This is a genomic window from Acidiphilium sp. C61, from assembly GCF_905116885.1.
GTDB lineage: Bacteria > Pseudomonadota > Alphaproteobacteria > Acetobacterales > Acetobacteraceae > Acidiphilium.
The window spans coordinates 38,134-60,135 of the sequence record NZ_CAJHNI010000005.1 but is presented as its reverse complement, the minus strand read 5'-3'; the positions used below and the strand labels follow the sequence as shown (position 1 = coordinate 60,135).

General features: G+C 67.9%; 16 protein-coding genes. 7 read left to right on the top strand and 9 right to left on the bottom strand.

Annotation, left to right across the window (positions count from 1 at the left end):
• Nucleotides 1-43: 43 nt before the first annotated feature.
• Entirely contained in the window at nucleotides 44-3,856 is a 3,813-nt protein-coding gene (gene putA, locus HUW10_RS03195; protein WP_174502179.1) for a trifunctional transcriptional regulator/proline dehydrogenase/L-glutamate gamma-semialdehyde dehydrogenase, read from the bottom strand.
• 134 nt (nucleotides 3,857-3,990) lie between these two features.
• Here putA and HUW10_RS03190 point away from each other — a divergent pair, with 134 nt between their 5' ends.
• The 7 genes from HUW10_RS03190 (at nucleotide 3,991) to ilvD (ending at nucleotide 13,823) form a co-directional block, all read left to right on the top strand.
• Entirely contained in the window at nucleotides 3,991-5,892 is a 1,902-nt protein-coding gene (locus HUW10_RS03190; RefSeq protein WP_174502178.1) for a nucleoside-diphosphate sugar epimerase/dehydratase, read from the top strand.
• Nucleotides 5,893-5,901: 9 nt separating this feature from the next.
• Nucleotides 5,902-7,056 (top strand): DegT/DnrJ/EryC1/StrS aminotransferase family protein, encoded by a 1,155-nt coding sequence (locus HUW10_RS03185; protein WP_174502177.1) that lies wholly within the window; start codon nucleotides 5,902-5,904, stop codon nucleotides 7,054-7,056.
• Complete coding sequence (pip, locus tag HUW10_RS03180) at nucleotides 7,043-7,993, top strand: prolyl aminopeptidase (protein WP_174502176.1); 951 nt, start codon at nucleotides 7,043-7,045, stop codon at nucleotides 7,991-7,993. The genes HUW10_RS03185 and pip overlap by 14 nt, the downstream gene beginning before the upstream one ends.
• A gap of 109 nt (nucleotides 7,994-8,102) precedes the next feature.
• Nucleotides 8,103-9,086, top strand: a complete 984-nt coding sequence (locus HUW10_RS03175) for a TAXI family TRAP transporter solute-binding subunit (protein WP_174502175.1) — start codon at nucleotides 8,103-8,105, stop codon at nucleotides 9,084-9,086.
• Between the two features lie 42 nt (nucleotides 9,087-9,128).
• Nucleotides 9,129-11,705, top strand: coding sequence for an MMPL family transporter (locus HUW10_RS03170; protein ID WP_174502174.1), 2,577 nt, complete (start codon nucleotides 9,129-9,131; stop codon nucleotides 11,703-11,705).
• Entirely contained in the window at nucleotides 11,702-11,908 is a 207-nt protein-coding gene (locus HUW10_RS03165; RefSeq protein ID WP_174502173.1) for a ribbon-helix-helix domain-containing protein, read from the top strand. Before HUW10_RS03170 ends, HUW10_RS03165 begins: the two co-directional genes overlap by 4 nt.
• A gap of 61 nt (nucleotides 11,909-11,969) precedes the next feature.
• The gene (gene ilvD / locus HUW10_RS03160) at nucleotides 11,970-13,823 is read left to right on the top strand and encodes a dihydroxy-acid dehydratase (RefSeq protein WP_174502172.1); all 1,854 of its coding nucleotides are present in this window, start codon (nucleotides 11,970-11,972) and stop codon (nucleotides 13,821-13,823) included.
• A 12-nt stretch (nucleotides 13,824-13,835) separates the two neighbouring features.
• On the opposite strand, the gene HUW10_RS03155 is transcribed toward ilvD, so the two are convergent.
• From HUW10_RS03155 to metK, 8 genes are all read right to left on the bottom strand, one after another.
• Complete coding sequence (locus HUW10_RS03155; RefSeq protein WP_174502171.1) at nucleotides 13,836-15,053, bottom strand: YbfB/YjiJ family MFS transporter; 1,218 nt, start codon at nucleotides 15,051-15,053, stop codon at nucleotides 13,836-13,838.
• Nucleotides 15,054-15,152: 99 nt separating this feature from the next.
• Nucleotides 15,153-15,863 carry an ABC transporter ATP-binding protein gene (locus HUW10_RS03150; RefSeq protein ID WP_174502170.1) on the bottom strand — a complete coding sequence of 237 codons (711 nt, stop codon included), beginning with the start codon at nucleotides 15,861-15,863 and terminating at the stop codon, nucleotides 15,153-15,155.
• Nucleotides 15,860-16,624 carry an ABC transporter ATP-binding protein gene (locus HUW10_RS03145; RefSeq protein ID WP_174502169.1) on the bottom strand — a complete coding sequence of 255 codons (765 nt, stop codon included), beginning with the start codon at nucleotides 16,622-16,624 and terminating at the stop codon, nucleotides 15,860-15,862. The genes HUW10_RS03150 and HUW10_RS03145 overlap by 4 nt, the downstream gene beginning before the upstream one ends.
• Nucleotides 16,621-17,607: a branched-chain amino acid ABC transporter permease gene (locus HUW10_RS03140; protein ID WP_174502168.1), complete on the bottom strand. Its 987-nt coding sequence runs from the start codon at nucleotides 17,605-17,607 to the stop codon at nucleotides 16,621-16,623. Before HUW10_RS03140 ends, HUW10_RS03145 begins: the two co-directional genes overlap by 4 nt.
• Entirely contained in the window at nucleotides 17,604-18,437 is an 834-nt protein-coding gene (locus tag HUW10_RS03135) for a branched-chain amino acid ABC transporter permease (protein ID WP_236656184.1), read from the bottom strand. Before HUW10_RS03135 ends, HUW10_RS03140 begins: the two co-directional genes overlap by 4 nt.
• A gap of 154 nt (nucleotides 18,438-18,591) precedes the next feature.
• Nucleotides 18,592-19,854, bottom strand: a complete 1,263-nt coding sequence (locus HUW10_RS03130) for an ABC transporter substrate-binding protein (protein ID WP_236656182.1) — start codon at nucleotides 19,852-19,854, stop codon at nucleotides 18,592-18,594.
• Nucleotides 19,855-20,048: 194 nt separating this feature from the next.
• Nucleotides 20,049-20,750 carry a tRNA (guanosine(46)-N(7))-methyltransferase TrmB gene (locus HUW10_RS03125; RefSeq protein ID WP_174502166.1) on the bottom strand — a complete coding sequence of 234 codons (702 nt, stop codon included), beginning with the start codon at nucleotides 20,748-20,750 and terminating at the stop codon, nucleotides 20,049-20,051.
• On the bottom strand, nucleotides 20,740-21,927 hold the full coding sequence (gene metK / locus HUW10_RS03120; RefSeq protein ID WP_174502165.1) for a methionine adenosyltransferase: 1,188 nt from the start codon (nucleotides 21,925-21,927) through the stop codon (nucleotides 20,740-20,742). The genes HUW10_RS03125 and metK overlap by 11 nt, the downstream gene beginning before the upstream one ends.
• Between the last annotated feature and the right edge of the window lie 75 nt (nucleotides 21,928-22,002).

Sequence of the window (22,002 nt, the reverse complement as noted above, 5' to 3'; positions counted from 1 at the left end):
GATCGGATAACGATGCTCTAACCCCCTAAGGGGGGGACAAAAATCAGCCGATCGACATCAGGCTGGCATTGCCCCCCGCCGCCGCGGTATTGACACTGACCGACTGCTCCTCGAGCAGGAATTCGAGCGGATAATCCCACTCGAAATGTTCCTCCGCCGGCAGGGCATGGACCGGCACGATCGGCCCGTCCCGCTCCGCCAGCGCCATCTGCAGCGCAATCAGCGCATCGCGATGCCCCTCGAACAGCACGGCCTGGAAGTCCGCCCGCAGCACCGCATCCTCCGGTGCCAAAGCCGGGCGGATTTCCGCCGGCATGCGGGCGATCTCGGCCTCAGCCCCCACACAGAGCACCAGTGGCAGATTGCCGGTGGCATGGCACGCGGCAACCTGCCGCCACAACCCGGCAAAACTCGCGGCCCGACAAAGCACCCTCCCCTTCGGCTTGAGCCGCAACGTGTTCTGCTCGCCCACCGGCCCTGGCAACTCGGCGTCGCCGAACGAGCCGGCCGCCTCATACCGGCGCGCTGGCGCGGTCTCGATCCCCTGCTCCCGCATCCAGCCGATCAGCTTCGCCAGTGCCGGCGCCGCTTCGCCCGCGCCATGCGGCATCGGCCGCCGGGCCAGCAGCCGGCGCAGATAGAACGGCCCGCCCGCCTTCGGCCCGGTGCCCGACAGCCCATGCCCGCCGAAGGGCTGCACGCCGACCACGGCGCCGACGATGTTGCGGTTGACGTAGATATTACCGGCCTCGGCCTTGCCGATCGCCTGCGCGATCGTCTCGTCGATCCGGCTGTGCACGCCGAAGGTAAGCGCATAGCCAAGCGCATTCACCGCCTCGATCATGGCATTCCGCTGCTCGCGGCGATAGCGCACCACATGGAGCACCGGCCCGAACACCTCGCGCTCCAGCGCCGACGGATGGTCGATCTCGATCATCGTCGGCGCCACGAACCAGCCGCCCTCGGTCTCCGGCGGCAGCGCCACCGAGAATACCTTGTGCCCTCGCCCTGCCATTGCCGCGACATGGGTGCGGATATTGTCCCGCGCCTCCTGCGTGATCACCGGGCCGACATCGCTCGACAGCCGGTCCGTCGCCCCGACGGCGAGTTCCTCCATCGCCCCGCGCAGCATGGCGAGCAGCGCATCGGCAATGTCGTCCTGCACCAGCAGGATGCGCAGGGCCGAGCAGCGCTGGCCGGCGGAATCGAAGGCAGAGGTCACAATATCGCCCACCGCCTGTTCCAGCAGCGCCGAGGAATCGACCAGCATCGCGTTCTGCCCGCCGGTCTCGGCGATCAGCGGCACCGGCATCCCATGAGCATCGAGGCGACGCGCGAGCGTGGCCTGGATCATCCGTGCCACCGCGGTCGAGCCGGTGAACACCACGCCGCCGACCCTTGCATCCTCCACCAGCGCGGCGCCCGTCCGCCCATCGCCCGGCAGCAGTTGCAACGCATCCGCCGGCACCCCGGCCTCGTGCAGGATCCGCACGCCCTGGGCGGCGATCAGCGGGGTTTCCTCCGCCGGTTTCGCAAGCACCACATTGCCGGCGGCAAGTGCGGCAACAACCTGGCCGGTGAAGATGGCGAGCGGGAAATTCCACGGGCTGATCGCCGCCACCACGCCGAGCGGGCGGTGGGATTCGTTGTCGAACCCGTCCTGTAGCTGGCCCGCGTAATAGCGCATGAAATCGACCGCCTCGCGCACCTCGCCGATCGCCGCCGGGAGCGACTTGCCGGCCTCGCGCACGATCAGCCCGACCAGCGCCGGCATGCGGTGTTCGAGCAGGTCGGCGGCGCGGAGCAGGATCGCAGCGCGCTCGGCGGCGGGCGTCGCCTGCCAGATCGGCGCCATGGCGGCGGCGCGGGCAAGTGCGGCGCCGACCGCGCCCTCATCCGGCTCGATGGCGGTGCCCACTCGGTCGGCGGTATTCGCGGGGTTGAGCACGGCCCGGCCCGGTGCCGCTGGGTCGGCATCCGGCGGAGCGGCGCGCCAGTCCTTCTCGAGACTCGCCAGCAGCGCCGAGCCGAGCGAGGCGAGACGCTGCTCGCTGGCAAGATCAAACCCGGCGGAGCTGCGCCGCGTGCCCAGAATCGCCGCTGGCAGCGCGATCTTCGGATGCGGCGCACCGAGCGGCTCGATCTTCCTCGCAGCGGTGACCGGGTCCTCGATCAGCGCCTCGACCGGCACGCGCCGATCGGCGAGGCGGTTGACGAAGGAGGTATTGGCGCCGTTCTCCAGCAGCCGGCGGACGAGATAGGCGAGCAGCGTCTCATGAGTGCCGACCGGCGCGTAGATCCGGCAGGGCCGGTCGAGCTTCTGCGGCCCGACGACCTCCTCATACAGCGGCTCGCCCATGCCATGCAGGCACTGGAACTCGTAGTCCCCCACCTCGAAGGCCGGCCCGGCAAGGGCATGGATGCTCGCCAGCGTCAGCGCGTTATGCGTCGCGAATTGCGGAAATATCTCGGTGCGCGCCGCCAGCATCGCTCGCGCGCAGGCGAGGTAGGACAGGTCGGTGTGGATCTTGCGAGTGAATACAGGGAAGCCTTCCAGCCCGTCGAGCTGGGCGCGCTTGATCTCGCTGTCCCAGTAGGCGCCCTTGACCAGCCGGACCATCAGCCGGTGGCGGCTGCGGCGGGCGAGGTCGATCAGGAACTCGATCACCGCGCGCGCGCGCTTCTGGTAGGCCTGCACCACGAAGCCGATGCCGTTCCAACCGGCAAGGCCCGGCTCGAAGCAGAGGCCTTCCAGCAGGTCGAGCGAGAGGTCGAGCCGGTCGGCTTCCTCGGCGTCGATGTTGATGCCGATATCGTAGCGGCGGGCGAGCAGGGCCAGCGCCTTGAGCCGCGGCGCCAGTTCCTCCATCACCCGGGCGCGCTGGGCGCGGCTGTAGCGCGGATGCAGCGCCGAGAGCTTCACCGAAATGCCGGGCCCGCGATAGATCCCCTTGCCGCCCGAGGCGGCCCCGATCGCATGGATCGCCTGTTCGTAGTCGCGATAGTAGCGCGCGGCGTCGGCTGCGGTGAGTGCGGCCTCGCCCAGCATGTCGTAGGAATAGGCGAAGCCTTTCGCCTCGCGCTTGCGGGCATTGGCCAGCGCCTCGCCGATGGTGCGGCCCATGACGAATTGCTCGCCCATCAGTCGCATCGCGATGTTCACGCCGCGGCGGACCACCGGCTCGCCACCGCGGGCGAGCAGCCGGCTCAGCGCCGAGGACAGGCCCGCCTCGCTCGCGGTGGCGTTCAGCCGGCCGGTGAGCAGCAGCCCCCAGGTGGCGGCGTTGATGAAGACCGACTTGTTGCCGCCGAGATGGCTCTGCCAGTCGCCGGCGCCGATCTTGTCGCGGATCAGGGCGTCGCGCGTGGCAGCATCGGGGATGCGGAGCAGCGCCTCGGCCAGGCACATCAGCGCGATGCCCTCATGGCTCGACAGCGCGTATTCCTGGAGCAAGGTCTCGACCATGCCGGCATTGCGGCGGGCGCGCAGCGCGGTGACGAGGCTGGTCGCGGTCGCCCGCCCCTGTTTCGCGGCGGCGGCTGGCAGGGTCGCGCCCTCGATCAGCCCGGCGACGGCGTCGGTCTCCGGGATCCGGTAGGCGGCGGTGATCGCAGCCCGCAGCACGGTCTGCGGCTGCACGTCCTGGACGAATTCGAGGAAGGGCACGGCGGCCGGCGCATCGTCCTCCGCGGTGGCGGCGGCGTCGAGCGTCTCGCCGCGTTCGAGCCGTTCCAGCCCGGCAAGAATGAGCTGCTTGACGAGGTGATGTGTCGTCCGCCCCTCGCGCTCGGCCTGGGCGCGGAGCCGGGTGCGGACCTGATCGTCGAGCTTGACCCCCATCGTGCTGACAGCCATTGCCGTCCCTCCTCTTGCGGTTGCACCTTTGATGCAGAGCGGGTTACACCTTTTGGTAAATTAGGTGCAACCAATTTCGTCGCTGCGGTGCACCCTATGACGGCGGCGGGCAATTCCGCTACAGACAGAGCACCATGACGTTGCAGCGCAGCCAGATCCGCATCGCGGTCAATTTTGCCCTCGACGGCCTGCTGGCCGCGCTGGCGGTGATCGCCGCCTGCTGGCTGGCCGACCCGGCGCAACCGATGCCTTCGCCGCCCATCCTGCCGCTCGCCGGATCGGCGGCGATCTGGCTGATCGGCGCGCCGTTCGGCCTGTCACGACAGCACTGGCGCTTCACCGCCCTGCCCGACGCGATCGCAGTGCTGGCGAGCGCGGTCTCCGCCGCATTGCTGATCGTGCTTCTGCTCGTAGGCGTTGGCGCGCGGATCCCCTCGGCAAGCTTTCCACCGCTGCTGATCATCACGCTCGGCCTGGCACTGCTGGCGCCGCGCGTGCTTTATCGAATGGCCCGCACCCGGCGCGAAGCACCGGCGGACGATGCCGAAAACGCGCTGCTGCTCGGCGATGGCGAGGGAGCGGAGCTGTTCCTCGCCGCCCTCTCGCGCGAAAGCCACCAGCGCTACCGGGTGATCGGCGTGCTGGCCGGTTCGGCGCGGGAGACCGGCCGGCGCATTCATAACGTGCCGATTCTCGGCGAGGTCAGCGGGCTGGCAACCGCGCTCGATCGACTGGCCGAGGCCGGGCAGATGCCGGCCGTGCTGGTCGTGGCGAGCCGCGAACTTGTCGGCCCGGCGCTGCGCGAGATCATGGACGAGGCCGAGCGCCGCGGCATCCGCACCGCCCGCGCCCCGCGCCCGACCGCCCTCTCGCCCACCACGCCGGGCGAGCCGGAGACCGCGCTGCGCCCGATCGCCATCGAGGACCTGCTCAACCGCCCGCAGGTCGCGCTCGACCGCGAGGGCATGGCGCGGATGATCCAGGGGCGCTGCGTGCTGGTGACCGGCGCCGGCGGCTCGATCGGCTCGGAACTGGCCCGGCAGGTCGCGGGGTTCGGGCCGGCGCGGCTCGTCCTGCTCGATTCGAGCGAATTCGCGCTGTGGCAGATCGATCTCGAACTATCGGAGCTGCTGCCGGGCCTCGCGCGCGCGGCGGTGATCGCCGATGTGCGCGACCGCGCGCGGATCGAGGCGCTCTGCGCCGAATGGCGGCCAGACCTGGTGTTCCACGCGGCGGCGCTGAAACATGTGCCGATCGTCGAGGCCAACCCGCTGGAAGGCATCGCCACCAACGCGCTCGGCACCCGCAACGTCGCCGATGCCGCGCGTACCGCCGGCGCCGGGCTGATGGTGCTGATCTCGACAGACAAGGCGGTGAACCCCTCCTCGGTGATGGGGGCGTCGAAACGGCTGGCGGAGATGTATGCCCAGGGGCTCGACGTCGCGGCGCGGCGGCAGGCGGGGATGCGGATCGTCACCGTGCGGTTCGGCAACGTGCTCGGCTCCACCGGCTCGGTGGTGCCGCTGTTCCGCCGCCAGCTCGGCCGCGGCGGGCCGCTCACGGTGACGCATCCCGACATGCGGCGCTATTTCATGACCGTGCGCGAGGCCGTCTCGCTCGTGCTGCAGGCCGCCGTGGTCGGCCGCTCGGATGCGGCGCTGCCGGTCGCACAGGGCGGGATCTTCGTGCTCGACATGGGCGACCCGGTGAAGATCGTCGATCTGGCGCGGCAGATGATCCGCCTTGCGGGGCTCAGGCCCGATCTCGACATCCCGATCCGCTTCACCGGGCTCAGGCCGGGAGAAAAACTGTTCGAGGAGCTGTTCCACGGCGCCGAACGCCCGATCGAGACCGGGTTTGCCGGCCTGCTGATGGCCGCACCCCGGGTGGCGGACGCGGCCCTGGTCGGCCGCGCCTTCGACGAGCTGGCCGCCCTGATCCAGCGTGGCGAGGCGGCGGCCGCGCTCGCGGCGCTGGCGAGGCTGGTGCCCGAGTTCGGCGCGCAACCCCTCGCCGCGGCGGGCCCGACCGGCTAGATAACGCCGATGGACACCGATCTTCCCCCGATTCCGTTTCTCGATCTCAAGGCGCAGCAGGCGCGGCTCGGCGCCGGCCTGCGGACGCGGATCGACGCCGTGCTGGCGCATGGCCAGTTCATCCTTGGCCCCGAAGTCACCGAGCTGGAGCAGCGGCTCGCCGCCTTCTGCGGCGCGGCGCATTGCGTCAGCGTGAGCTCGGGCACCGACGCGCTGCAGATCGCGATGATGGCGGAGGGGATCGGGCCGGGCGATGCCGTGTTCCTGCCGGCCTTCACCTATACCGCGACCGCCGAGGTGCCGCTGCTGCTCGGTGCGACGCCGGTCTTTGTCGATATCGATCCGGCGACCTTCCAGATCGACCCCACGCATCTGGAGGCGCGCATCGGCGCGGTGCGCGCGGCCGGATTGCTGCGGCCGCGGGCGGTGGTTGGCGTCGATCTGTTCGGGCAGCCCGCGCCCTGGCCGGCGCTGCGCGACATTGCCGACCGGCACGGGCTGTTCACGCTGGATGACTGTGCCCAGGCCTTCGGCGCCGCCCTCGGCGGCGAGCGCCTCGGCCGCACTGCGGATGCGACGGCGACCAGCTTCTTCCCCTCGAAGCCGCTCGGCGCCTATGGCGATGGCGGAGCGCTGTTCACCGAGAGCGATGAGCGCGCGGCGCTGTATCGCTCGCTGCGCACCCATGGCGAGGGGACGACGCGCTACGATGTGCAGCGGATCGGCATGAACGGGCGGCTGGACACGCTGCAGGCGGCGGTGCTGCTCGCCAAGCTCGACGTGTTCGAGGCCGAACTGGTGCGGCGCGAGACGATCGCCCGGCGCTATGACGCGGCGCTGGCATCGGTGTTTGCCACCCCCGTCCGCGTGCCGCAGAGTTCGAGCGCATGGGCGATCTATGCGGTGCTGCTGCGCGATGGCGCGGCGCGCGAGGCGATGCAGGCGCGGCTGCGCGCCCGCGGTGTTCCGAGCGCCGTATATTACCCGAAGCCGCTGCATCACCAGCCGGCCTATCGCGCCGCGCATGACGGGGCGGCATTGCCGGTGTCCGAGGATGTGGCAACCCGGATCATGGCGCTGCCGCTGCATCCCGATCTCGACGACGCGCAGGTGGCGCGGGTGATCGAGGCCTGTCTCGAAGGGGCAGCAGATGCCGCGCGGTGATCTGTTTCCCGAGGTTGGCCCGTATCAGACGGGGTATCTGCCGGTCAGCGACGGGCATGTGATCTATTGGGAGCAGGTGGGCAATCCCCGCGGGCGGCCGGTGCTGTTCCTGCATGGCGGGCCGGGCGCCGGCGCAGGCGCGGTGCATCGGCGCTTCTTCGACCCTGCATTCTGGCGCGTGGTGATCTTCGACCAGCGCGGCGCCGGGCGTTCGACGCCGCTCGGCAGCCTGGAGCGGAACACGACGCCGGCGCTGATCGAGGATATCGAGGCGCTGCGCGAGCATCTCGGCATAAGGCAGGTCCTGCTGTTCGGCGGCTCCTGGGGCTCGACCCTCGCGCTGGCCTATGCCCAGGCGCATCCCGAGCGTGTGATGGGCATGGTGCTGCGCGGAATCTTCCTCGGCCGGCCGAGCGAGGTGGACTGGTTCCTCGAAGGCATCGCCCGCTTCTTCCCTGACGCCCACGCGGCGCTGGTGAACTTCCTGCCCGAGGCGGAGCGCGGTGACCTGCTGGGGAGTTATTTCCGCCGGCTCTGCGATCCCAATCCGGCGATCCACCTCCCGGCGGCGCAGGCGTGGTCGGTCTATGAGGGGTCATGCTCGACGCTGCTGCCGAGCTACGAGACGGTCAGCGCCTTCGCGCAGGACCGCACCTCGCTCGGGCTCGCGCGGATCGAGGCATATTATTTCCTCAACAACCTGTTCCTGCCGCCGGACGGGCTGCTCGCCGGAATGGGGCGGCTGGCCGGCGTGCCGGCGGAGATCGTGCAGGGGCGCTACGACATGATCTGCCCGCCCAACTCCGCCTTCGACCTCGCCGCCGCCTGGCCTGCCGCGCGGCTGACGGTGGTGCCGGATGCAGGGCATTCGGCGCTGGAGCCAGGCATCCGCGCGGCCCTGCTGGCCGGGCTGGAGCGGATCCGCAACCTGACCTGAGTTTGCCCCCCAGGCCGCTTCGGGCTTTAACCGGGCCATGAGGGCATGCTTTGCCCCGAATTTGCCCGGATCGGGCGCAACGATGCGGCGAATGGCAAGGAGATGCGACATGGCGCGGGGACGGCGCGCGGTTCTTGGAGCGATGATGGGAGCGCCGCTGGCCGCACGGGCCGCCGAGCTTTCGGCCATTCCGCTCGCCCTGACGATGGGCACCGGGCAGCCGGGCGGCGGATTTTCGGTATATGGCCAGGCCTGGGGGCAGGCGGCGCAGAAATCGGCGCGGATTTCGGTGTCCTATCGCGCCTCCGGCGGCAGTGCTGCGAACGTGCTGCTGGTGGAACAGAACGCGGCGCAGCTCGGCCTCGTGGTGCTCGCCGTCGCCAACCAGGCCTGGGCCGGCCGGGGGACGTGGACCAGCGGCGTGAAGCTCCAGGGATTTCGGGCCCTGTTCCCGATTTGCGGTGCCAGCCTGCAGATTTTTGCCCCGGCCCGCAGCCGCATCCGCCGGCTGCGGGATCTTGCCGGAAAAGTGATCGGCGTCGGCCCTGCGGGGGGCGCCGGCGCGGTGCTGGCCCCGGAGGCGCTTGCCGCTGCCGGGATCAGGCCACGGCTCGCGATCGAGGGGCTCTATGGCGAGCAGATCGACCTGCTGCATCGCGGACAGCTCGACGCGTGCGCCTTCTTCGGCATCACCCCGTTGCCTTCGGTGCGCGAGGCGGCCGCTCGCGGCGGTTTCAACCTGATCGGCTTCGCGCATGACGAGATCGTGGCGGCGGCCAGGGCGCTGCCCGGCATCGGCGCGGCGGTGATCGGGCGCCATACGCTGCCTCACCTCTCCGCCGCAGTGGCGACAATCGGCTCCGAGGCCATCGCCATCGGCGCCGCGAGCCTGCCGCGGAGCATCGCCGGCGTGCTGACAACGACGGCGATGCAGCACCGGACGGATCTGCTGCGCGATCTGCCCGGCAGCGGTCCCGCGCGGCTTGGCCCCGGCTGGATCGACCATAGCTCGCCGGTACCGTTTCACCCCGGCGCGGCGGTGGCACTGCGCGCGTCGGGGCTTGGCGTGCCGGACGCGCTCATCCGCGGCTGATGCGCCGGCCCCCTTCATGCGATCCTTGAGCGGAACCGTTCGATGCGAAGACTGATCATGACCGCGGTTGCGCTGAGCCGACGCCACGCGCGCGCGGTGATCGCGGCCTATCTCGCCGCCATCGTGCTCGGGCTCGCCTATACCGCGACGCATCTCGGCATCGACACCAATACCGATCACCTCTTCGCCGCCAGCCTGCCCTGGCGGCAGGAGCAGATGAAATTCGACAAGGCGTTTCCGCAGTTCCAGAACCTCATTGTCGCGGTGGTGCGGGCCGATGTGCCGGAAACGGCAGATGCGGCGGCCAGGGCGCTGGCGGCGAAGGTGGCGGCAGACAAGGTCGATTTCCACGATGCCACGCGCCCCGGCACCGGCAGCTTCTACGACCGCGACGGGCTGCTGCTGCTGCCCGAGACCCAGCTCGCGAAATTGCTGAACGCGATCGTGATCGCACAGCCTTTTCTCGGCCAGCTCTCCGCCGATCCCTCCGCCGCCGGGCTGTTCAGGGCGATCGATCTGATGGCGGTGGGGGTTGGCGCGGGGCAGGCCAATCTCGCCCCCTATCGCGCCCAGCTCGACACATTCCGCAAGGCGCTTGATGCCGCCGCCGCGGGCCATGCGACGCCGCTGTCCTGGCAGTCGTTGCTGATGCCGGGGGTGGCCGCCGAGCAGGGCGATGTGCGCTTCGTGCTGATCCATCCCGTGCTCGATCATGGCGCGCTGCAGCCGGGCGGGGTGGCGACGGCGGCGCTGCGCCGGATCATCGCCGGGCTGCCGGAGGTGAAGGACGGCGCGGCGCGGATCAGCTATACCGGGCAGATCCCCCTCTCGGACGAGCAGTTCGCGAGCCTGACCCAGGGGATGGTGGCCGGCCTGCTGATCAGCACCGCGCTGATCACGCTCTGGCTCGTGCTGGCGGTGCGGTCGTGGCGGATGATCGTGCCGATCCTTGCCACACTGCTCGCCGGGCTGGCACTGACGATCAGCTTCGCCGCCCTCGCCATCGGCACGCTGAACCTGATTTCGGTGGCGTTCGCGATCCTGTTCGTCGGGCTCGCGGTCGATTTCGCGATCCAGTTCTGCGTGCGGCTGCGCGACGTGCGCCACCGGGTGGACGACCCCGCGCTGGCGCTGATCGGGGCGGCGGACGAGGCGGGGCTGCAGATCGCGCTGGCCGCCGGGGCGACGGCCTGCGGCTTTCTCGCCTTCGTGCCGACCAGCTTCGTCGGTGTCGCCGAGCTTGGGCTGATCGCCGGCATCGGCATGGTGATCGCCTTCTTCTGCACGATCAGCTTCCTCCCCGCGCTGCTGGCCTTCACCCGACCGCGCGGCGAGGTGGAGCGGATCGGCTTTCCGATCGGCGACTGGGCGGATGGCACGCTGCGCCGCCATGGCCGCGCAGTGCTCGGCGTATTCGCCGCGACCGCGCTCGCCGGGATTCTCGCCGCCGCGACGCTGCAATTCGACGCCAACCCGCTCGATACCCAGAACCCGAACACCGAGGCGATGCGGACGCTGCACTCGCTGCTCGGCAAATCGGTGACGAATCCCTTCTACATCAACGTTCTGGCCAAGAACGTGACGGATGCACGCGCGCTTTCGGCGCGGCTCGGCAAGCTGCCCGAGGTGGCGCAGGTGATTTCCGGGGCCACCTTCGTGCCGCAGCACCAGAGCGCCAAGCTCGGCATGATCCAGCAGACGCAGGGCATTCTGGCGCCGAGCCTTGCGACCGGCGCGCCGCCGGCGGCCAGCCCCGAGCGTCTGCGCGCGGCGGCGGCCAAAGCCGCGGCGGCGATCGCCGCGGTGGCGGACAAGCTGCCGCAAGATTCGCCGCTGCGCGGCATCGGTGCTGCGCTGGAACAGCTGAAATCCGCCCCCGATGAGCGGGTAATGGCGATGAACGCTGCCCTGACCCGCTACCTGCCGGATGCGCTGCAACGGTTGAACCAGGCGCTCTCACCGCAGGAGATCACGGCGGCGAACCTGCCGGAATCGGTGCGGCGGGACTGGTTCCTGCCGGATGGCGCGGTGCGGGTGCAGGTGATCCCGACCGCGGCGGCGCAGCGCTCTGCGGGGCTGTGGCGCTTCGTGCGGGCGGTGGAGACGGTGGTGCCGGTTGCCGCCGGGCCGGCGGCGACCACGGTGGCGACGGCGGATACGATCCTCGGTGCCTTCCGCGAGGCCGCGGCGCTGGCCGCCGTCGCGATCGCGCTGATCCTGATGCTGTTTCTGCGCTCGGCGCGGGATTCGGCGCTGGTGGTGCTGACCCTGGCGCTGTCGGCCTTTCTGACCGCCCTGTTCGCCCATCTCGCCGGGCTGCAGCTGAACTACGCGAACATCATCGCCCTGCCGCTGCTGCTCGGGGTCGGCGTGTCGTTCAACGTGTATTTCGTGATGAACTGGCGCGACGGCATGAAACATTTGCTGGGTTCGGCCACGGCCCGGGCGGTGCTGTTCTCCGCATTGACCACCGGCACCGCCTTCGGATCGCTCGCCGCCTCGCGTGATCGCGGCACGGCGAGCCTTGGCGAATTGCTGCTGCTGAGCCTGGTGGCGGTGCTGATCGCCACTTTCGTTTTCCTGCCCGCGCTGCTCTCCGTGCTGCCACGCCGGGAATGAGTCTCGAAAAGCGCAGCCTTTCGCTGTCCGGACACCGCACCAGCGTGGCGCTGGAGCCGGAATTCTGGGCAGCGCTGGAGGCGGCGGCGGCGCGGCGGGGCGTGGCGCTCGGCACGCTGGTCCGTGAGGTGGACGCGGCCCGCGACCCCGAGCGCCCGCTTGCCTCGGCGCTGCGGGTATTTGCCCTGACCGACGCAGGGTAGCGCGGCACCTTCGCTGACCCTATAATATCCGTCAAAATCGCCAGACTGGAAACGAGACACCATGCCCCAATACCGTTCCCGCACCTCCACCCACGGCCGCAACATGGCGGGCGCCCGCGCACTCTGGCGCGCAACCGGCATGGGCGATGCGGATTTCGGCAAGCCGATCATCGCCATCGCCAATTCCTTCACCCAGTTCGTGCCCGGCCATGTGCACCTGAAGGATCTCGGCCAGCTCGTCGCCCGCGAGATCGAGGCCGCCGGCGGCGTGGCGAAGGAATTCAATACCATCGCCGTCGATGACGGGATCGCCATGGGCCATGGCGGGATGCTGTATTCGCTGCCCTCGCGCGAGCTGATCGCCGATGCCGTGGAATACATGGTCAATGCCCATTGCGCCGATGCGCTGGTCTGCATTTCCAACTGCGACAAGATCACGCCGGGCATGCTGATGGCGGCGATGCGGCTGAACATCCCGACCATCTTCGTCTCGGGCGGGCCGATGGAGGCGGGCAAATACATCGCCGATGGCGAGACCAAGGCGGCCGACCTGATCACCGCCATGGTCGTCGCCGCCGACCCGACCAAGACCGACGAGCAGGCGGCGGTGATGGAACGCTCCGCCTGCCCCACCTGCGGCTCGTGTTCGGGCATGTTCACCGCCAATTCGATGAACTGCCTGACCGAGGCGCTCGGCCTTGCCCTGCCGGGCAACGGCTCGCTGCTCGCCACCCATGCCGACCGCAAGCGGCTGTTCGTCGAGGCGGGATGGCAGATCGTCGATCTCGCGCGGCGCTATTACGAGCAGGACGACGAGGGCGTGCTGCCGCGGCAGATCGGCGGGTTCAAGGCGTTCGAGAACGCGATGTCGCTCGACATCGCGATGGGCGGATCGACCAACACGGTGCTGCATCTGCTGGCTGCGGCGCGCGAGGGCGAGCTGAACTTCACCATGGCGGATATCGACCGGCTCTCGCGCCGGGTGCCCAATCTCTGCAAGGTCTCGCCCTCGGTCAGCAATGTCCACATGGAGGATGTTCACCGCGCCGGCGGCATCATGGCCATTCTCGGCGCGCTCGACCGCGCCGGTCTGATCCATCGCGACTGCTCCACGGTGCATGAGAAGACGCTCGGCGAGGCGATCGACCGCTGGGACGTGATGCGCGGCGGCGAGACGGCAAAGACGCTCTACAGCGCGGCCCCCGGCGGGGTGCGGACGACCGAGGCGTTCAGCCAGAGCCGGCGCTACGAGAACCTCGATCTTGACCGCGAGAAGGGCGTCATCCGCGACGCCGAACATGCGTTCAGCAAGGATGGCGGGCTCGCGGTTCTGTATGGCAACATCGCGCTCGACGGCGCGATCGTGAAGACGGCGGGGGTCGATGCCTCGATCCTCGTCTTCGAGGGACCGGCACGGATCTTCGAGAGCCAGGAAGATGCGGTCGCCGGCATTCTCGGTGACAAGGTCAAGGCGGGCGACGTGGTGCTGATCCGCTACGAGGGGCCGAAAGGCGGGCCGGGAATGCAGGAAATGCTGTATCCGACCTCGTATCTGAAATCGAAGGGCCTCGGGAAATCCTGCGCGCTGATCACCGACGGGCGGTTCTCCGGCGGCACGGCGGGGCTTTCGATCGGGCATATCTCGCCGGAAGCGGCGCAGGGCGGAGCGATCGGCCTGGTCGAGGAGGGTGACATCATCGCCATCGACATCCCGAACCGCAAGCTCGACGTGAAGCTCGACGAGGCGACGCTCGAGGCGCGGCGCGCGGCGATGGAGGCAAAGGGCAAGGCGGCATGGCGCCCGGCGGCGCGCGAGCGCGTGGTTAGTGCCGCGCTGCAGGCCTATGCCGCGCTGACCACGAGTGCCGCCAACGGCGCGGTGCGCGACGTGACGCAGGTGCAGCGCGGGCGCTGACGACCATACGGATCAGGCGGCGGCTTCGGCTGCCGCCTGCGTGCGTCGGCGCGGGAGCAGCAGCAGGCAGGCCATGCCGGTGACCATCACCGAAGCTGCCATCCATAACGCGCCGTCGTAACTGCCGGTGAGTGCCGCGATATAGCCGGAGACGGCGGGCGCGATGATCTGCGCGGCGCCGAAGCTGATCGTCATCCGCGCCATCGCCTTCGACGGATTGCGCGGATAGAGCCGCCCGATGATCGTCAGCGTCATGCTGGTGACGCCGTTGAACGAACAGCCATAGAGTGCCGCGCCGAACAGCGAGAGTGCGACGCCGCGCGTGATCGCGCCGATCACGATGCTGAGCGTGAGCAGGGCGAAGGCGCCGAGCAGTGCCCTGATATCGCCCGTGCGGCGGGCAACGCGGTCCCACAGCGGGGCGGTCGGGATCGCGCCGAGGCCGACCACGACCCAGACCAGATTCCCCATGCCGCGCAGCGCCGGCAGATGCGCCACCAGGGCGACGATGAAGGTGGCGCTGACGACATAGCCGACGCCGGCGCAGAAATAGGCGGCGACGAACAGCACCATCCAACGGGCGACGGGCGGCGTGTCCGCCAGGGCGGCGGGTCCGGCGGGATCGGCAGGTTTCGGCATCGGCATCCACGCCCAGGCGGGGATCAGGAAGACGATGCCGAACAGGCCGGAGGCAATCCACTCGCCCGCCCAGTCGAGCCGGCCGGCCATCGCCATCGGCAGCAGGCCGGAGACGACGATGCCAAGCCCGAGGCCGCCAAAGGGCACGCCGAGTTCGAGTCGCCTGCCATGATGGCGCAGCCAGGCAAGCATCAGCCCGGTGCCGAGCAGCAGCGCGCCCACCGCCGTCATCCCGGCGAAGAAGCGCAGCACCGCCCAGGCGACCAGGTTGGTGGTCAGGCCCATCGCCGCCGTGGTGATGACGGCGATGCCGAGCAGGGCGCGGTAGAACAGGAAGCGGGTGCGCAGGTCGCCGATCGCGGCGATCAGGAGGGTGCCGCTCATGTAGCCGGCATAATTTACCGTCGCGAGCCAGCCGCCGCCGGTGATGGAGAGATGCGCCTGCTCCTGCATCACCGGCAGGAGCGGCGTGTAGAGGAAACGGGCAAGGCCGACCGTAAGGACCATGCTGGCAATGCCCGCCGCCATGACTTTCGCGGCCTCGCGATCGGTAGCTGTCGTGGCGGCAGGGGAGTCGGCGATGGATGACATGGCAGGCCTCATGACTGACCTGCCATGCTTAACGGAACGGCGCCGTGACGCCAATCGCTCCAGCATCAGCCTAGATGGCTGACGCCGAACGTGAAAGCGTCAGCCTACGTGGCTGACGCCGGCGAGGTGTTCCATCCGCTCGGTATCGGCGCCAAGTTCGGCGGCGGAGCCGTCATAGGCGACCTCGCCGTCGGAAAGCACATAGGCCCGGTCTGCGAGTTGCAGGGCGAGATGCGCGTTCTGCTCGACCAGCAGGATCGACATCCCCTCGTTTTTCATCCTCCCGATCGTGCGCATCACTTCCTGCACGATGACGGGGGCAAGCCCTTGGGAAGGCTCGTCGAGGATCAGGAACTTGGGGTTCAGCAGCAGCGCGCGAGCAATGGCGAGCATTTCCTGCTCGCCGCCGGAGAGTCGTCCGCCCTTGCTCGTCTTGCGTTCCTCAAGCCGCGGGAACAGCTTGTAGATGGTCTCGATGGTCCAGGGCCCCTTGGTCTCGGGGGGAACGAGCAGGTTCTCGTGGACCGTCATGTGCCCGAAAATCTTGCGACCCTCGGGAACATAGCCGACGCCGGCATTGGCGATGCGATGGGACGCCGCCTTAGTCACATCCTTGCCGAACAGCTTGATGTTGCCATCGCGCGGCGGGGTGAGGCCCATGACGCTGCGCATCGTGGTGGTCTTGCCGGCGCCGTTGCGGCCGAGCAGGGCGATCAGCTCGCCCTGGTTCACCTTCAGCGAAACGCCGTGCAGGATGTGGCTCTTGCCGTAATAGGTCTGCAGGCCCTCGGCTTCGAGAACGGCACTCATGCGGCGGTCTCCTCGATGGCGGTTCCAAGATAGGCGCTCTGGACGCGGGGATTGGCGGAGATTTCCGCCGCCGTGCCCTCGGCAAGGAAGGTGCCGTTGTCGAGCACGGTGATGCGGTCGGCGATGCCGAACACGATCGCCATGTCGTGCTCGACGAACAGCATGGTGATGCCCTGGTCCTTGTTGAGCCGGCGGATCAGGTCGGTCATGTGGTGGGTTTCTTCATCCCCCATGCCGGCGGTCGGCTCGTCGAGCAGCAACAGGCGCGGATGGCGCGACAGGGCGATGCCGATTTCCACCACGCGCTGGTCGCCATGCGACATCTCGCCGACGATGCGATCCGCCTTGTCGGCGATGCGGGTGACCTGAAGCAGTTCGTCCACCTTGTCATCGACCTTTGCGCGCGTCGCCCGCGAGATCCACGGGCGGAGCTGCAAGCCCATCGCCGTCTCCACCGCAACGCGGACATTCTCATAGACCGAGAGCGAGAGGAAAACCTGGGTGATCTGGAAGGTGCGGATGATGCCGCGGCGGACCAGGTCGTTCGGGCTGACCGCAGTAATCGGCTGGCCGTCAAAGATGATCTGCCCCTCGGTGGGCGGGAAGAAGCCGCTGATCAGGTTGAACAGCGTGGTCTTGCCCGCGCCGTTCGGCCCGATCACGGCGCGCAGTTCGCCCGGCTCGACCGCGAGCGAGATATCCTTGAGAGCCTGGAGCGCGCCGAACCGGCGGCCGACATGTTCGAGTTTCAGAAGGCTCACGACCGCCCCCTCCCCTTGATGAAGCCAAGCAGTCCCTGCGGGAAGAACAGCACCGACAGGACGAAGATCAGGCCGATATAGCTCATCCAGTTCTGCGTCACGCTCGACAGGTAGTCCTGCGCCACGATGTAGATCGCGGCGCCGAGAAACGGACCCCAATAGCTGCGCATGCCGCCCAGGACGCAGATCACGACGAAGGAGCCGGAAAGCTGCCATTGCAGGTCATCCGGCGAGGCGAAGGCCGTGAGCATCGCGTTCAGGCTGCCGGCCAGTGCGGTGATGAAGGCCGAAATCGCGAAGGCGACCCAGATCTGCTTGTCCACCGCAACGCCGAGGAAGCGCAGCCGCGTGGTGTTCTCGCGCGTCGCGACAAAAGCATGCCCCATCGGCGAGCGCAGGATCTGCCACACCACCAGCATGACAACGGCGAACAGCGCCAGCACCACGTAATAGAATCCCGCCGGGCCGAGCTTGACGGCTTGGCCACCGAGATGCAGCGGCACGCGGGAGAAGCCGGTAAGCCCGTCCTCGCCGCCGGTGATGGTGTTCCAGCGGACCGCCAGAAAGTAGAACATCTGGCCAAAGGCGATGGTGATCATCGAGAAATAGATGCCCTTGCGCTTCATCACCATCGGCCCGACCAGGATGCCGCCGATCCCGCCGAGCAGCGTGCCGGCGATCAGGGCGAGCGGCATCGAGGGGATCACGTGGATGATGAACAATCCGGTGCCGTAGGCGCCGAGGCCGAAATAGGCTGCATGGCCGAAGGACAGGCCGCCGGTGTAGCCGAGCAGCAGGTTCAGCCCGGTCGCGGCCATAGCGTAGATCAGCACGCGGGAGGCGAGATCGGTGAAGCCGCCGATGGCGGGCAGCCAGATCGGCACGAAGAGCAGGGCGAGCCAGATGATGGCCGCGGAAATCTCGCGGCCGCCGATCGAGGAGGCAGGCCGCGAGGGCGGCCTGGTTTCAAGTGCAGAACTCATTCGAAGAGACCTTCCTGCCCGAGCAGGCCACGGGGACGGATGACCAGGACCACCGCCATGATGACGTAAATGACGACTTCCTGCGCGACCGGAAAGAACGCCGCGGTAAGACCGGAGGCGATGCCGATGATCAGGCCACCGAGCACGCTGCCCATCAGGCTGCCGACACCGCCGACGATGATGGCGACGAAGGCAGGCATGATCAGCGAATCACCGATCGTGGGCGACAGGCCGAGCTGCCCGGCGGCGAGAATGCCGGCGACACCGGCCAGGAAAATGCCGATCCCGAAATTCGCAGCGCGCAGGAAGAAGATGTTCACACCGAGCGAGGAGATGGTTTCCAGATCGGCATTGCCGGCGCGTATCCGGATACCGATGCGGCTGAACCGCAACACCGCGAACAGCGCGCCGGTCACCAGGACGGTGATGGCGATGACGACGAGGCGGAAGCCGGTGAGGAAGAACAGCGACGAGCTGAGCGGCGAATTCAGATAGGCCGGCAGGGAGAAAGGCTGGCCGATCGATCCCCAGATCGTGCGGATCAGGTCTTCCATGATCATCGCCAGACCGAAGGTGAGCAGCAGCGAAAACAGCGGATCGCGCCCGTAGAGCGGGCGGATCAGGAAACGCTCGGTCGCCAGGCCGACCACGACCGCCAGCATCGGCGCCACGACCAGACCGCCCCAGAAGCCGATATAGGGCTCGAGCGTGAAGGCAAGATAGCCGCCAAGCGCCATGAAGGTGCCATGGGCGAAGTTGATGACGCCGTTCAGACCCAGAATCAACGACAGACCAAGCGCCATCAGCGCGTAGAAAATGCCGACAACCAAGCCGTTGAAGGCACTGTATAATAACAGAGATTCCACGGTTTCACTTCACATTTAGCGCCCGCGGGCGCGGCTTCAGACAAGTCGCATGGTCGCACCAGCGAACTGGCCCACGACTCGCGTCGTGGGCCAGAGAAAGCCACCATGCGGACGGAGTTTAGCTCGGGTAGGTTATCTTGCAGCCGGACGCGGCGGGCGAGAGCGCGATCGACTCGCTCGGGACCACATCGGCGACCTTGAACAGGTTCGGGTAGCTCGCGTCCTTGGGAACGTAGCCCGGGAACATGTTCGCCATCATCTGATGGTCCTCGGCGCGGTAATGCACCTTGCCCGGCTGCAGCGCGACTTCCGGCGGCAGTTCCATGCCCTCGAGAGCCTTGACCACTTTCAGCGAGTCGAGAGACTTCGCCTGGTTCGCGGCCATCGCGATGGCGTGGGCGGTCGAATAGCCAAACCAGGTTCGCGCCGTTGGCACCTTGCCGCCGCTTCGCTTCTTCACTTCCGTGACGAAATCGGCGACATGCGGAACGCCGGGCTGGTTCCAGTACCACTCGAAGGTCCACCAGCCGAGGAGAGCGGCCTTCGGCAGCGCCTGGAGCACTTCGATTTCCTGCAGCGCGCCAGCGATGGCGATCTGCTTGTCGAGACCGAACTGCACCGCCTGCTTCAGCAGGTTCACGAGGTCATCGCCCGCCTGCAGGCAGATCAGCACGTCCGGCTTCGCGGCGCGCGCACGAATCAGGTAGGAGGAGAAATCGGTGGTGCCGAGCGGCGCGAGCGCATGCCCCACGGCCTCGCCGCCCGCCTTCTTCAGCTGGACCATGTAGTCCTTGTAGAGGGCGTGACCGAACGCATAGTCGGGGACAACGAAGAACCACTTCTTGCCAAACTTCTTGAACAGGGTCTTGAAGTCGCCCGCGGTGAGCATCCAGGTGGTGGAGCAGGTGCGGAACGTGGTCCAGTGGCACTTGCTGCCGGTCACGTCGTCGGCGTGGCCGCCGGTGTCGACGAACAGCATCTCGTGCTGCAGGGCGAACTGGCTGAGCGATTCGGACGCGGCGGAGTTCACCGTGCCCATGAGGAAGTTGACCTTGTCCTCGGCGACGAGCTTCTGCGCCTTGCTGACGGCAGGCCCGGGGAGGCTGTTGTCATCCTCGACGATGAGCTGGACGGGCCGGCCGAGAATGCCGCCCTTCTTGTTGATCTCGTCGACCGCCATGGTGGCGCCGATGATTTCGTTGTGGCCAGCCGGTGCGTAGACACCGGTGCGCGGGTCGATCATGCCGATCTTGACCGGCTTTTCGCTGGCGCCCCAGGTGACCTGCGGCAGGACAAGACTGGACACGCCGGCGGCCGCGCCAGCCTTGAGCAGGCCGCGGCGGTTGAACGATGCAGAATTCACAAAATCCATTTGGATCATTTCCCCTTCCGTAATGTGGCCGCGCAAGGCGGCACACCGGCTCAGCGACACATGCGGCCCGTTTTCACTAACGAGACATTCTGACAACATTGTGATGCAGACGACCCAGTGACGACCGCACGTCACATTCCGGTTGTATCGTGCATACCTGATCTGTCAACCGCCGTAAGGTCGTAAAACGTCGCGACAAAAAGCTATTTTGAAACAAATGTCCAGTAGTGCGACTGTCGTCCTGCCCTTGCCGCCTTGGCTTCATAGCGTGTTGCCGGCCATCCTTCTGGCCGGGACATCGTTTTATTTAACAAAGAAAATGTAACATCGTTAGAAAAGACTTCATCGACCCATTGCTGATAGGTTGGATCGTCGCTGGCGATGCGCCAGATGCCGCCGGGACGGAGCACGCGGGCAACCTCGGCGAGAATTGCCGGGTGAACGAACCGGCGCTTGGCGTGGCGCGCCTTCGGCCAGGGATCCGGAAACATCAGGAACAGGCGCGAAACCGAACCCGCCGGCAGGCTGCGCAGCAGGGCGCGGGCATCGTCATCATGCACGCGCAGATTGTCCGGAATTATCGGCTCGGCGCCGTCAGGGGCGAGGCGCGAGAGCAGCGAGGCGATGCAATTGACGAACACCTCGCAGGCAACAAGGCCGATATCGGGATTCGCCGCGGCAATCGCTTCGGCATGTTCGAAGCCGCCGGCCCCCACTTCGATCCAGAGTTCCTTCGGCGCGTTCGAGAAATCCTGCCCCGGCCAGCGCAGACGCGGCAGCAGGGTCTCGATCAGCTCTTCCTGGCGTGCCCGCAGCGCGTGGCCGCGGGCACGGCCATAGAGCCGGTCGGGCGGCGGCTTGAGTGCCTTGCCGCCCGCCTCTTCGACAGTCTCCTCAGCGGCCAAACGCGGCCTTCAGCGCCGGCGCGAGGTCGGTCTTTTCCCAGGTGAAGGTACCGAGCCGGTCATCCGGCTCGCGGCCGAAATGGCCGTAGGCGGAGGTCGGCACATAGATCGGCCGGTTGAGGTGCAGATGCTCGCGGATGCCGCGCGGGGTAAGGTTGACCAGTTCGCGCAGCGTGGCCTCCAGCTTCGCGTGATCGACGTCCCGCTCGGTGCCATGCATGTCGACATAGACCGAAAGCGGGTGGGATACGCCGATCGCGTAGCTGACCTGGATGGTGCAGCGGGTGGCGAGGCCGGCGGCGACCACGTTCTTGGCAAGGTAGCGGCACATATAGGCGGCCGAGCGGTCGACCTTTGTCGGGTCCTTGCCGGAGAAGGCGCCACCGCCATGCGGGGCCGCGCCGCCATACGTGTCGACGATGATCTTGCGCCCGGTCAGGCCGCAATCACCGTCCGGCCCGCCGATGACGAACTTGCCGGTCGGGTTCACGTAAAACTGATCGTCCGGGCACATCCAGCCTTCGGGCAGCAGCTCGGTGACCAGCGGGCGGAGCATCGCCTTGATCTCGTCCTGGCTCATCCCGTCCTCGTGCTGGGTCGAGACCACGATCGAGGTGGTGCCCACCGGCTTGCCATCGGCATAGCGCAGTGTGACCTGGCTCTTGGCATCCGGCAGCAGGCCCGCGGCGCGGGCATCGCCGATCTTGCGCAGCTCGGTCATGCGGCGGAGGATCAGATGGGCATAATAGATCGGCGCCGGCATCAGCGCGTCGGTCTCGGAGCAGGCATAACCGAACATGATGCCCTGGTCGCCTGCGCCCTCGTCCTTGTTGCCGGCCGCATCGACGCCGACGGCGATATCGGCCGACTGCTCGTGCAGGAGCACGTCGATCTTCGCGTCGCGCCAGGAGAAGCCGTCCTGCTCGTAGCCGATGTCATGCACCGCAAGACGGGCGAGATGGGCGAGATATTCGCGCGTGATGGTCGAGGGGCCGCGGGTTTCGCCGGCGAGCACGATCCGGTTCGTCGTCACCAGCGTTTCGCAGGCAACGCGCGCATAGGGGTCGGCCGCCAGGAAGGCGTCGAGCACAGTGTCCGAAATCCGGTCGGCAACCTTGTCGGGGTGGCCCTCGGAGACCGATTCCGAGGTGAACAGGTAGTCACCTTTGTCGCGCATGGATTTCTCCTCTTGTCGCGAAGCGTCGTGCCCGGGCCGGGCGGCGGCGCCGGCGGAATGCCGGAGCGAAGCGGG